The following is a 10,996-nucleotide window of genomic DNA, read 5'->3' as shown; positions in this document are numbered from 1 at the left end:
GCGTAGTGACGGTTGGCCGTCTCGTATTCCACGTGCGAGGTGTTGATCGTGATGCCGCGCGCCTTTTCTTCGGGCGCGTTGTCGATCTGGTCGTAGCCCTTGGCTTCGCCGCCCATCGCCTTGGCCAACACCGTCGTGATGGCTGCCGTCAGGGTCGTCTTGCCGTGGTCAACGTGCCCGATCGTCCCCACGTTCACGTGCGGTTTGGTCCGTTCAAATTTGCCTTTTGCCATGGCTGACTCCTGATATGGAATGAGAGCTGGTCTAAAAATCTGTGGTGCCCATGATGCGGATCGAACGCATGACCTCTCCCTTACCAAGGGAGTGCTCTACCACTGAGCCACATGGGCGGTATTCGTGTTGATACCGTCAGCAAATCCCGCTTGGAGCGGGTGAAGGGAATCGAACCCTCGTCGTAAGCTTGGAAGGCTTCTGCTCTACCATTGAGCTACACCCGCGATTCGGTTTCCCTGCTGAATTTGTTTTCTGTTTTGGCAGAAAACAGGCCGCTTGGTGGTGGGGGTTGGATTCGAACCAACGTAGGCGCAAGGCCAACAGATTTACAGTCTGCCCCCTTTAACCACTCGGGCACCCCACCGAAGCGAATCACGGATTATGAAGATATTCTTTTTGCTTGTCAAGCGCCCTTGTCCTGGGCCGCCAGGACCTGGCCCAGCCCTTGGCGCTCCAGCAAAGCATCCAGATGCGCCCAGTCCGAAAAATCGATGACGAGCTGGCCGCCTTTGCGAGCGCCGGACTTGATCCGCACCCGAGTCGCAAGATGATCCGACAGGGCTTTTTCCAGACGCCCCAGGTCACCCGTACCGGGTTTGGGATCAGCCCTGGCCACCCGCCCCGAGGGTGTCAGGACCGCCTGGTCTTCCTCGCGCAGGGCGCGGGCGACGCGTTTTTCGGTTTCGCGCACAGACAGGCGACGGGCGACGACCTCGTGGGCCAGCAGGATCTGACGGGCGGCATCGGCCGCCAGCAAGGCGCGGGCATGGCCCATATCGATGTCGCCGGCCAGCAGCATGGTTTGCACCGGCTCCGCCAGATTCAGCAGGCGCAGCAGATTGCTGGTGGCCGACCGCGAGCGGCCGATCGCCGTGGCGGCCTGTTCGTGCGTCAGGCCGAACTCGTCCAGCAGACGGCGCACGCCATGGGCTTCTTCCAGGGGATTCAGATCTTCGCGCTGGATATTTTCAATCAGCGCCATGGCGGCCGCGTTCTCGTCGGCAACCTGACGCACCAGTACGGGGACTTCGCTCAGGCCCGCGATCTGGGCTGCGCGGAATCGGCGTTCGCCGGCGATGATTTCGTACTGGCCGGAGCCGGAGTCCAGCGGACGCACCAGTATCGGCTGCATGATCCCCTGGGCCCGGATCGAATCAGCCAGGTCATTGAGGGCGCCTTCATCCATCCGGGTGCGCGGCTGGTAGCGGCCCGCTTGCAGAACGGCTACCGGCAATTGATGGGGAGCCTCGGACGCGGGTGAACTACCCACGGCATCCAATGCGCCGCGATCCGCCCCCAGCAGGGCATCCAGGCCACGGCCCAGTCCTTTCTTTCGAGTTGCCATCGGGAATGAGTCCTTGTCAGTGTAGCGGGGTCGATCAGGCGGCGCGGCGGCGGATCTGTCCGCTCACGCGACGGATCAGTTCTTCGCCGAAAGCGAGATAAGCCTTGGCCCCACGTGAGGATTTGTCGTAAATAACCCCGGGCATGCCATGACTGGGGGCTTCGGCCAGGCGGACGTTGCGCGGCACGATGGATTTGAAGACCTTATCGCCAAAGTGCGATTCAAGCTGTTCCGATACCTGCTGCTGCAGGGTGACCCGGGTATCGAACATGACGCGCAGCAGCCCGATCAGCTCCAGTTCTGGGTTCAAATTGCGATAGACGCGCTTGATGGTATTGACCAGATCGGAAAGGCCCTCCAGGGCGAAATATTCGCACTGCATGGGAATAATCACGCCATGGGCGCCCGCCAGGCCATTGAGCGTCAGCAAGGATAAGGTCGGCGGACAGTCGATCAGGATGAAATCGTAATCGGGGCCGACCTGTTCCAACGCCGATTTCAATTGGGTTTCGCGATGTTCCATGCCGACCAGATCGATTTCCGCCCCGGAAAGCTCCCGATTGGACGGCAGCACGTCGTAGTTGCCGGATTCCGAGCGGATCCGCGCATCCGCGACCCGGGCTTCGCCGATCAGCACCTGGTACAGATTGACGGCAGCGCCGTTCTTGTCGATGCCGCTGCCCATGGTGGCATTGCCCTGAGGATCCAGGTCGACCAGCAAGACGCGTTGCCCATGCAGCGCCAAAGCCGCGGCCAGATTGATGGCCGTCGTGGTTTTGCCCACCCCGCCCTTCTGGTTGGCGATGCAAAATACACGGGCGGTAGGCTTCGGGCTATCAGCAGTCATGGGATTCCTTCAATCCGAGTTCCAACAGGCAGCGTTGCGCGTCCATACCCGGAACATGCAGCGCCATCCGGGACTTCACTGTCCAGTCGGACGCCGATTCCAGAGCCTGGCATTCATCGTGCGGATACTGGCCTTTCATGGCCAGCATCGTGCCATCGGATGATCGGTGATGCCCGGCAACCCGGACGAAATCACCGAGCGAGGCGAAGGCTCGAGAGATCACCACATCCGCCTGCAGGCTATCCAGCGATTCGATCCGGCCATGGACGGCCTGCACGTTCTTCAGTCCCAGCACCCCGGCAACCTGGCGGATGAAGGCCGTTTTCTTGCCCACGGCATCCACGCAGAAGACGGTCCAGTCCGGCTGGCAAATGCCCAGAATGATACCCGGTAAACCGGCCCCTGACCCCATATCCGCGACCCGGGTGTCACGTCCCCCCCGAATACCGCGCAGCGGCGGCACCACGGCCAGGCTGTCGAAAACGTGTTGCACCAGCATATCGCCGGGATCGCGCACAGCCGTCAGGTTGTACGCCTTGTTCCAGTGGTGCAGTTGCTGCAGGTAAGCCAGCAAGTGGTCCGCCCGTGCCACGTCCTGCGACATCCCCAGCGACTGTAGGGCGGCGTCCAAGGGTTCCCGGAACGATGAAAAATCTCGGCTCATGCGGCTTTGCGTCCCCGTTGGAGCCGTTTCAGATGCACCAGCAACAAGGAAACGGCCGCCGGCGTCACGCCGGAAATCCGGCCGGCCTGGCCGATGGTCGCAGGGCGGCCGGATTCCAGGCGCTGGCGGACCTCGGTGGAGAGTCCGGGAACATGTCCATAATCGAAATCATCAGGAATCGCATGGGTTTCCTGGGCGCGCTGACGTTCGATTTCCAAGCGCTGACGCTCCACATAGCCAGCATATTTCACCTGTATGCCCAGCTGTTCGACCTGATCGGTCTGCGCCAGACCGGGGCCGGCCAGCGATGCGCCATCCAGGTCGCACAACCGCATCAAGTCTCCGTAATCCACGTCGGGGCGCTTGAGCAGATCCAGAAGGCTGGGATGGCGGTCCTGGTGCTGTAAAGACAGCCTTTCCCGATCATGGGCGTTCAGAACAGCCGGATTGACCCGGGTATCCTGCAGTCGCTGGATTTCCGCCGCCACGGCATCGCGCTTGCGGCTGAAGGCGTCCCAACGCACATCGTCCACCAACCCCAGACGGCGCCCTATTTCCGTCAGACGCTGATCCGCATTGTCTTCTCGCAGACTCAGGCGATATTCCGCTCGCGACGTAAACATTCTGTAAGGTTCAGTAACGCCTTTTGTTACAAGATCGTCGACCAGAACCCCCAGATAGGCTTCCTGGCGGGGCACGACCCAGGGTTCTTGCCCTCTGCAGCGCAATGCGGCATTGGCTCCTGCTATCAGGCCTTGGGCGGCCGCCTCTTCATACCCCGTCGTTCCGTTGATCTGGCCGGCAAAGAACAGATTTTGAATGGCTTTGGTTTCCATCCAGGCATGCAAATGCCTGGGATCAAAATAATCATATTCAATCGCGTAGCCAGGTCGCATGATCCGCGCATTTTCCAGGCCCGGCAAGCTACGCACCAAAGCATACTGAATATCAAAAGGCAGGCTTGTGGAAATCCCATTTGGATAAATTTCGCACGAAGATGCCCCCTCGGGCTCCAGAAAGACTTGATGGCTGGTCTTGTCTGCAAAGCGATGGATTTTGTCTTCAATGGACGGGCAGTACCGCGGCCCTACCCCTTCGATCGTCCCCTGCTCGCTATAGAGCGGTGATCGATCCAGACCGGATCTCACGATTTCATGTGAACGCTCTGTCGTGTGGGTGATCCAGCACGGCACCTGTTCCGGGTGCATCTCGGCTTTTCCTAAAAAGGAAAATACCGGCACAGGATCCAAGTCCCCAGGCTGCGCTTCTGTTTTTGAAAAATCAATCGTTTTCGCATCAATGCGCGGAGGCGTCCCGGTTTTGAGGCGACCCTGGGGAAGTTTCAATTCTTTCAGACGCTGCCCCAAGCTGATCGCCGGAGGATCTCCTGCCCGCCCGGCCGCATAATGTGACAGTCCCACATGCATCAAGCCATTCAAGAATGTCCCCGCTGTCAGCACCACAGTCTTGGCCCGGAAAACCAGGCCGATCTGTGTCTTGGCGCCGACGACGCGATCGCCTTCCAAGATCAGGTCATCCACAGACTGTTGGAAAATCATCAGATTCTGTTGACTCTGCAGCAGCATCCGAATGGCGCGTCTATAGAGGGAGCGATCAGCCTGCGCACGAGTCGCACGAACCGCCGGGCCTTTGGAACGATTCAGAATTCTAAATTGAATGCCGGCTAGATCCGTTGCATACGCCATCGCGCCCCCCAAGGCATCGACCTCTTTAACCAGATGACCTTTACCAATCCCACCGATAGACGGATTGCAAGACATCTGACCCAAGGTGTCCATATTGTGGGTCAACAACAGAGTGGAAGCGCCCATACGGGCTGCTGCCAATGCCGCTTCCGTTCCCGCATGACCGCCGCCAATAACGAGAACATCAAATTCTTCAGAATAATTCATGGGAAAACAATGGAGGAGTTCGCGACATTATACGTCCTCGAACTCCTCGAGCCAGCATTGTTTCACGTGAAACAGCGTTATCCGGATAAGCCGATGTTCCACGTGAAACAAGCCGGACCAGGCAATAGTTCGGTTATTTCCAATTAATGTTTCACGTGGAACACTACAGGAATGCATCAGGGGATAAGTCTGTGGACAAGCCCGGGAAAACCGCGTACAACTTATTGTGCCGGGAGGAAAGAAAAAAGGCACTCTAAGAGTGCCTTTTCGAAACCAACCGCTAGAACTTACAGCGGGCGGATTTCAGCAGCCTGGGGACCCTTGGGGCCGTCCTTGACTTCGAACTGGACTTCTTGCCCTTCGTTCAAGCTGCGGTAGCCGCGGCCTTCGATAGCGGAGAAGTGCGCAAACACGTCAGAACCGCCGGCGTCCGGAGTGATAAAGCCGAAACCCTTTTCAGCATTAAACCATTTGACTTTGCCCGTTTGAGCCATGATCAGGTACGTCCTAATAAAAGAAAGATAACAACAATGAATCAAGAACGCGGAAACGGAACAGATCGTGCCTGAGTAGCGAAGAGCGACAGGGCAAGCCTACTGCGAGACGTGCGTGCTGCTTGAATTGCATTGCAACAGGGAGAATAACCACGCTTGCCGAAAAGTCAAATCATAGTTTTCCCTAGGTCAGATTGTATCCGCGCCTACCGAAATAATCATCGATTTTCCCGAGAAAGTATTCTAAATCCAACATATACAAATGAATCCAAAAACAAAACTTCCTTTGGTGGGTGACACCATCTTCAGCGAAATGAGCGCACTGGCTCAGCAATTGAATGCCATCAACCTGGGGCAGGGGTTCCCGGACTATCAACCGGACAGCGAACTACTGAACGCGGTATGCCAAGCCATTCAGCAGGGCCCGAATCAATACGCCCCAATGACCGGAGTGCCCGTATTGCGCCAGGCAATTCGCGACAAAATCATCGCCCACCAGGGCTATAGCTACGATGCGGATACCGACATTACCGTAACATCAGGGGCGACTGAAGCGCTGACATCCAGCATTCTGGCCCTGATCCACCCAGGCGATGAAGTCATTCTGATCGACCCATCCTACGACCTTTATGCTCCCGTCGTGACACTGGCAAACGGCGCACCTGTTCGCGTAGCAATGAATCCGCCCACAAAGGACAGGCCCAGATTCCACTTGGACTGGAACGCAATCGCGGACGCGGTGACACCGAAAACCCGCATGTTGATTTTGAATTTCCCGCATAACCCAAGCGGGTTGACCCTGCGTGAAGAGGACCTGGACGCACTGGAGCAGATCTCAGCCAATCACGACTTCCTGATTTTGTCCGATGAAGCCTACGAGCACATCGTCTTCGACGGCCAGCCACACGTCAGTCCAACCTCTCGCCCGGCATTGGCATCCCGCTGCGTCCTGGTGTCATCGTTCGCTAAAACGCTCCATGCCACCGGTTGGAAAATCGGCTACTGCTGCGCTCCGGGGCCGCTATCCCAAGAAATTCGCAAAGTCCATCAGTTTTCCGTGTTCTCGGTCAACACGCCCATCCAGGCCGGGATCGCCTCCTACCTGAAAACCAACCACGCCATCCAGGGCTTATCCGCCTTTTATCAGCGCAAACGTGATCGTCTGGTGCAAGGCCTGAGTGCAAGCAAACTGCGCCCGCTGCATTCCGAGGGCACCTTCTTCCTGCTGGTCGATACCAGCGCGCTGGGCCACGGCCTGGAAAAGGACTTGGCCATTCGCCTGACCCAAGAGGCAGGAGTGGCGACAATCCCGGTTTCGGCGTTCTACGCAGACCCCGCATCCCGCAATGCCAACCACCAGCTGCTGCGCCTGTGCTTTGCCAAGCAGGATACCACCCTGGATGCAGCAATCGAAAAACTGGTGAGCTTGTGAAAGCTAGGGGGGGGGAGAGGAGAGCCGCTTTTGTTTGTTCTTATCTTTAATATCTAACTGATAAGACTAATGGAAGCCTGTGGATAAATGGAACAAATCATTTATTCGTTTAGAATTAAATACTTATGATATTTCCAGCAGTGGAAGAGCATGTGATCTGCCGATGAACTGTTTGGGGACACTTTCCTGTCCATACCGAAAGAACGCACTTGTGCAGATGGCATCCACAGCGGATGCACAGGCCGTTCCCCTCTGGCTATCCACAGGGAACCGTCTGTCATCAGGAAAATGCGCCCTCCGCGGACTGAATCGGAAGCCCCCGCTCTTTGTCCGGGCTGTGCGGCGAGGGGGGGAGTGGCGCGGATGGTGAAGGCAAGGTTTGCTTGTCTCTTGCGCGGGGTTCACGCAGGCTCGGGTAGGGAAAGAGAGCAGTCGAGTGAGAGAGCCCGCTGGGGAACCAGCTTGTTCCAATAATCTTCTATTTACCTATAAGATAAATGATGGAAGGTTGTGGATAACTGGGAAAATTCAGAAAAATCTTATTAATCAAATAATTATGGGATTTTTCCCTGTGACTTACTCTAGGGACTGGAGGAGGACGGATTGTGGACTCATTTCACTTGTTTGCCGAATCAGCGGCTTGTTGACAAGCTGTCCCCAGGAAATGCACGGGTAGCCTTCCCTCTGTTTGTCCACAGCCTGGATTACGTTGTGGGCAGTTCCTGCCCGTCGTCGAAGATCAGTTGGCGTTCCGGCCATAGCAGGGCGGCCAGGCGGTAGCGTGTCGTGCTGACATGGCCTTGTTGCCGGCGCTCGCTCCATCGGGCGCCGACTGAATAATCGATGCAGTAGGCCTGGCGCTGCGATCCATGCCAGGCCGTGGGCGCGATGTGCTGAAACAGGCGGCTGTAGCGCCAGGCATCCGGATTGCCGGGGGGCTGAAACAGGCGCCAGTAATGACCGATGACGACCGGGGTCGGATCGGGGTCCTGGTCCCACCATGCAATGCGGTCTGAATAGCGCCATCGATGGCCGGAATAGAAGGGCTGGGCGCTGCGGGCTTCGATTCCCGAGGTCATGCGTTTGATTGGATTGAGACGCTGCTGGAGGGATTCGAAATCCGCGACCGCGTCCAGGTAGGGAGGCGGGTTGTCGGGGTCTTCCAGTTCGCGTGCCCAGCGCTCGCGTTCGGCGATGTAGCGCGCTCGAAGATCATTTTTCTCCGCCATCTGCTGAATGCGCAGGTCCCAGTCATGAATCAGTTCCAGGATGTTCCCCAGGGGAACTCGAGCGATGGCGTCAATGGAGACAGGGTCCCAGGCCGCGTGAACGATTCTGAGGCCCGGCATGCGGATGGCCAGCGGCAGGCTGCAGAAAAAATCGCGGATTTCAGGGCGTTGGGTTGCGGTGGCTCGTGTGAAAGGCGCGTAATGCGGGGTGTCCGGAGTTTCCCTGCTGTCGAAGAACCACCCGGAACCGTCTTTGGCGTCATGAGCCAGCAAGTTGATTTCGTGGTTGCCCAGGATGGCCAGCGCCCGCCCCTGGTCGATCAGATCGCGCACCCGCTGGATGACCGCCACGCTGTCTGGCCCCCGATCGCACAAGTCGCCAATGAAGATCAGCCGCCTGTCTTTCAGTTCCGGGTGGCGATCGAGTTGATCCAGCAAGGCATCGAGCGCCTGGATTTCGCCGTGGATGTCGCCGATGATGGCTAGCGGCTGTTCGGCCAGGTTGTGGACAAGTGTTGGGTTCATGTCCCTATTCTCCTTCGTGCCGGGATTGAGGACAATGGGAGGAATCCAGGGGTGGGTTTTGCAGGAGACTGTCTGATGAGCCGATATCAGGTCAGCGGGTGGCAGAACAGCTATCAGGAAGGATCGGACGGCGAGGTTCTGAAGAACAAGCAGGGTATCGTCACGCGCGATGACATGAATCATGCGGAGCTGATGCTGCTGCGCAAACTGTACGTCCATGTTCTGCAGCACCTGCCTCGGGGTCCGGTCACGGTTCGCTTGATTCGGGAATGGCACCGCCGCTGGCTGGGTAATGTTTACGCCTGGGCTGGCCACGAGCGTTCGGTCAACATGAGCAAAGGCGGTTTCCCGTTTGCGGCGGCCGACAGGATTCCAGCCCTGCTGGACGATTATGATCGGCGGTATCTGGCCCGGTATACACCCTGTTTTGGCATGTTGCGCCAGGATCTGATTGAAGCCATCGCGCTGACGCACGTGGAATTCATACTGATACATCCGTTTCGTGAAGGCAATGGCAGGATTGCGCGTCTGTTGGCGGACGTGATGGCTGTGCAGGCGGGTCTAGGGCCGCTGGACTATAGCCCATGGGAATCGCATCGGCCTCGCTACATTGAGGCCATCCAGATGGGCTTGATGGGGGATTACCGGCTGATGAAGACCTGGGTCGAACGTATCGTGCCCGATGAGGGGGTTTGATCAGACCGGAGTGGGGGCGGCCAGTTCCAGCGCAGGAAAGCGGCTGTCGGATTGCAACTGGCTTTCAAGTTCGTGGACGGCCTGGCCGGTTTCGATAGCGGTGGAACTGGCGACGGCCCGGATGATGCGGCGCAGATCCACCGCGGGCGCCGCAGCGAGCAAATCGGGAACGAGTGGGAGGGCGCTGGAGAGCATGCCTCATTATACTGCGCATCGAGTGGAGGCCCCTGATTCCAGATGGAAAATTCGTATTCAAATCGCTGGAATGCGGAAATTTTGAGACATCTTTTTGTGTGGTCGAAGTCGGGAACATCGCGGGGATGGCATCGTGTCGGGTCGGCGCCTGGAGCCGCCGCCAATATCTGAGGAGATCTGCATGCCCGTCTCTATGTTCCTGGACGGATTCCTGCCGCTTGCCGCGGGCGTCGGCCTGGCGGTTCTGATCTGGCCCGTCTTTCGCAGGCGGGCATTTTTACTGGCCAGGGATTTGGGCCAGACTGTGGATGTGACGGGATTCCGGCCTTGTCGAGGCCTGTCCGCATTTGCTGGATTGGCGGTTGGGGTTCTGTGCGCGATCTGTTTTTCGCCAGGGCTTCGGATGTGGGGGGCTCTGCTGCTGGGATCGATGCTGTTTGTACTGGCGTGGATTGACCTGGAGACTCGTCTGCTGCCGGACTTCCTGACGATTCCGCTATGGTTGGCCGGTCTGCTGTTCAACAGTGCGGGGGTATTTGCGTCGCCCGCGCAGGCGGTCCTGGGAGGCTTGGCAGCCTGGTCTATCTTTTGGCTGGCAGGGGCGTTGTACCGGTTGTGGTGCGGTAGAGACGGCCTGGGGGGTGGTGACGTCAAATTCGCCGCGGCGCTGGGTTCCTGGCTGGGTTGGCCGCAGGTGCCGCTGCTGCTATTGCTGTCGGCAGTCATCAGCCTGGCGGCCTGGGGGCTGCTGGCTCTGTTCAGTCGTGCGTCCCGATTGCAGCCTTTTGGCCCCTGCCTGGCACTCGGGGGGCTGCTGCTCATGCTGACGCCGGCAATCTGATGTCCCGCCTGGCCCTGCATACAGGGCATCAGAAGCCGGCCGCCGCTTGTTTTCAGGCAATCTTCCCGCCTCTCAGCGCTTCCAGGCAGTCGGACAGCAGCTCCAGAAGGCATCGGACATCCTTGGGATCTCTTTCCGCCAGGACGTGTTGCAGGGCCGTCGAGGCGTGTTCCGGAAATACCAGGTCGAAGCCGCGATCCCCTTCCATGCACAGGCTGACTTCCCGGCGATCCCGCATGCTGCGGTCCCTGCGGATCAGCCGCCGTTCTTCCAGCCGGTTCAGGATGGTCGTCACACTGCCCGGACTGACGCCCAGAATATTCACCAGATGTCCGGTGGGTAATGGCTCGAGTACGGAAATGCAGACCAGTGCCTTGAAGTCGAGTCGACGAAGGCCGTAGTGGCGGGCCATCGCGGTCATCGATATCTCGGCGAGGACCGGAAACACGAGGCCCAGCATGTTTGCCAACTGATCCGCAGGGGCGCCCACCAGACTCGAGATGCCGGTGGGCGCATCGCTTGGGGCCGTAGCGGCTTCAGGCCGTGGATTGAATTGCATGTCCATGAGGGGCCTTTTGTTT

The 10,996-nt window shown here is 58.4% G+C and carries 12 protein-coding genes and 3 tRNA genes; 3 read left to right on the top strand and 12 right to left on the bottom strand.

Annotation, left to right across the window (positions count from 1 at the left end):
• The 9 genes from WBG56_RS10135 to WBG56_RS10095 form a co-directional block, all read right to left on the bottom strand.
• Nucleotides 1-233, bottom strand: a 233-nt coding sequence (locus WBG56_RS10135; protein WP_424264707.1) for a GTP-binding protein, incomplete at its 3' end; no start/stop codon positions are given.
• Nucleotides 234-275: 42 nt separating this feature from the next.
• A tRNA-Thr gene (locus WBG56_RS10130) sits at nucleotides 276-350 on the bottom strand.
• 34 nt (nucleotides 351-384) lie between these two features.
• Nucleotides 385-458 (bottom strand) — tRNA-Gly (locus WBG56_RS10125).
• A 53-nt stretch (nucleotides 459-511) separates the two neighbouring features.
• Nucleotides 512-598, bottom strand: a tRNA-Tyr gene (locus WBG56_RS10120).
• Between the two features lie 39 nt (nucleotides 599-637).
• The gene (locus WBG56_RS10115; RefSeq protein ID WP_424267838.1) at nucleotides 638-1,579 is read right to left on the bottom strand and encodes a ParB/RepB/Spo0J family partition protein; all 942 of its coding nucleotides are present in this window, start codon (nucleotides 1,577-1,579) and stop codon (nucleotides 638-640) included.
• A 34-nt stretch (nucleotides 1,580-1,613) separates the two neighbouring features.
• Complete coding sequence (locus tag WBG56_RS10110; RefSeq protein ID WP_424267836.1) at nucleotides 1,614-2,426, bottom strand: ParA family protein; 813 nt, start codon at nucleotides 2,424-2,426, stop codon at nucleotides 1,614-1,616.
• A complete protein-coding gene (gene rsmG, locus WBG56_RS10105) occupies nucleotides 2,416-3,090 on the bottom strand; it encodes a 16S rRNA (guanine(527)-N(7))-methyltransferase RsmG (RefSeq protein ID WP_424267834.1) in 675 nt (224 codons plus the stop codon). The genes WBG56_RS10110 and rsmG overlap by 11 nt, the downstream gene beginning before the upstream one ends.
• Nucleotides 3,087-5,003 carry a tRNA uridine-5-carboxymethylaminomethyl(34) synthesis enzyme MnmG gene (gene mnmG, locus WBG56_RS10100; protein ID WP_424267832.1) on the bottom strand — a complete coding sequence of 639 codons (1,917 nt, stop codon included), beginning with the start codon at nucleotides 5,001-5,003 and terminating at the stop codon, nucleotides 3,087-3,089. Before mnmG ends, rsmG begins: the two co-directional genes overlap by 4 nt.
• A gap of 287 nt (nucleotides 5,004-5,290) precedes the next feature.
• The gene (locus WBG56_RS10095) at nucleotides 5,291-5,497 is read right to left on the bottom strand and encodes a cold-shock protein (RefSeq protein ID WP_323000064.1); all 207 of its coding nucleotides are present in this window, start codon (nucleotides 5,495-5,497) and stop codon (nucleotides 5,291-5,293) included.
• 262 nt (nucleotides 5,498-5,759) lie between these two features.
• Between WBG56_RS10095 and WBG56_RS10090 the strand changes: the two genes are divergently transcribed.
• Entirely contained in the window at nucleotides 5,760-6,929 is a 1,170-nt protein-coding gene (locus tag WBG56_RS10090) for a methionine aminotransferase (RefSeq protein ID WP_424267830.1), read from the top strand.
• Nucleotides 6,930-7,633: 704 nt separating this feature from the next.
• On the opposite strand, the gene WBG56_RS10085 is transcribed toward WBG56_RS10090, so the two are convergent.
• Entirely contained in the window at nucleotides 7,634-8,683 is a 1,050-nt protein-coding gene (locus tag WBG56_RS10085; RefSeq protein ID WP_424267828.1) for a metallophosphoesterase, read from the bottom strand.
• Between the two features lie 75 nt (nucleotides 8,684-8,758).
• Between WBG56_RS10085 and WBG56_RS10080 the strand changes: the two genes are divergently transcribed.
• A complete protein-coding gene (locus WBG56_RS10080) occupies nucleotides 8,759-9,379 on the top strand; it encodes a Fic/DOC family protein (protein WP_424267826.1) in 621 nt (206 codons plus the stop codon).
• Here the strand turns inward: WBG56_RS10080 and WBG56_RS10075 are convergent, their stop codons facing one another.
• The gene (locus WBG56_RS10075; protein WP_424267824.1) at nucleotides 9,380-9,574 is read right to left on the bottom strand and encodes a hypothetical protein; all 195 of its coding nucleotides are present in this window, start codon (nucleotides 9,572-9,574) and stop codon (nucleotides 9,380-9,382) included. It abuts the gene before it with no gap.
• Between the two features lie 403 nt (nucleotides 9,575-9,977).
• Between WBG56_RS10075 and WBG56_RS10070 the strand changes: the two genes are divergently transcribed.
• Nucleotides 9,978-10,415, top strand: coding sequence for a prepilin peptidase (locus WBG56_RS10070; protein WP_424267822.1), 438 nt, complete (start codon nucleotides 9,978-9,980; stop codon nucleotides 10,413-10,415).
• A gap of 52 nt (nucleotides 10,416-10,467) precedes the next feature.
• On the opposite strand, the gene WBG56_RS10065 is transcribed toward WBG56_RS10070, so the two are convergent.
• The gene (locus tag WBG56_RS10065) at nucleotides 10,468-10,980 is read right to left on the bottom strand and encodes a MarR family transcriptional regulator (RefSeq protein ID WP_424267820.1); all 513 of its coding nucleotides are present in this window, start codon (nucleotides 10,978-10,980) and stop codon (nucleotides 10,468-10,470) included.
• Nucleotides 10,981-10,996 lie beyond the last annotated feature (16 nt).

This window comes from Castellaniella sp., from assembly GCF_049671645.1.
Lineage (GTDB): Bacteria > Pseudomonadota > Gammaproteobacteria > Burkholderiales > Burkholderiaceae_B > Castellaniella.
This window is presented reverse-complemented; position numbering and strand designations above follow the sequence as displayed.

Excerpts from the sequence above, each read along its gene's own strand:
- WBG56_RS10115 (WP_424267838.1), bottom strand. The coding sequence starts at position 1,579 with ATGGCAACTCGAAAGAAAGGACTGGGCCGTGGCCTGGATGCCCTGCTG.
- WBG56_RS10110 (WP_424267836.1), bottom strand. The coding sequence starts at position 2,426 with ATGACTGCTGATAGCCCGAAGCCTACCGCCCGTGTATTTTGCATCGCC.
- rsmG (WP_424267834.1), bottom strand. The coding sequence starts at position 3,090 with ATGAGCCGAGATTTTTCATCGTTCCGGGAACCCTTGGACGCCGCCCTA.
- mnmG (WP_424267832.1), bottom strand. The coding sequence starts at position 5,003 with ATGAATTATTCTGAAGAATTTGATGTTCTCGTTATTGGCGGCGGTCAT.
- WBG56_RS10095 (WP_323000064.1), bottom strand. The coding sequence starts at position 5,497 with ATGGCTCAAACGGGCAAAGTCAAATGGTTTAATGCTGAAAAGGGTTTC.
- WBG56_RS10090 (WP_424267830.1), top strand. The coding sequence starts at position 5,760 with ATGAATCCAAAAACAAAACTTCCTTTGGTGGGTGACACCATCTTCAGC.
- WBG56_RS10085 (WP_424267828.1), bottom strand. The coding sequence starts at position 8,683 with ATGAACCCAACACTTGTCCACAACCTGGCCGAACAGCCGCTAGCCATC.
- WBG56_RS10080 (WP_424267826.1), top strand. The coding sequence starts at position 8,759 with ATGAGCCGATATCAGGTCAGCGGGTGGCAGAACAGCTATCAGGAAGGA.
- WBG56_RS10075 (WP_424267824.1), bottom strand. The coding sequence starts at position 9,574 with ATGCTCTCCAGCGCCCTCCCACTCGTTCCCGATTTGCTCGCTGCGGCG.
- WBG56_RS10070 (WP_424267822.1), top strand. The coding sequence starts at position 9,978 with ATGTGGGGGGCTCTGCTGCTGGGATCGATGCTGTTTGTACTGGCGTGG.
- WBG56_RS10065 (WP_424267820.1), bottom strand. The coding sequence starts at position 10,980 with ATGGACATGCAATTCAATCCACGGCCTGAAGCCGCTACGGCCCCAAGC.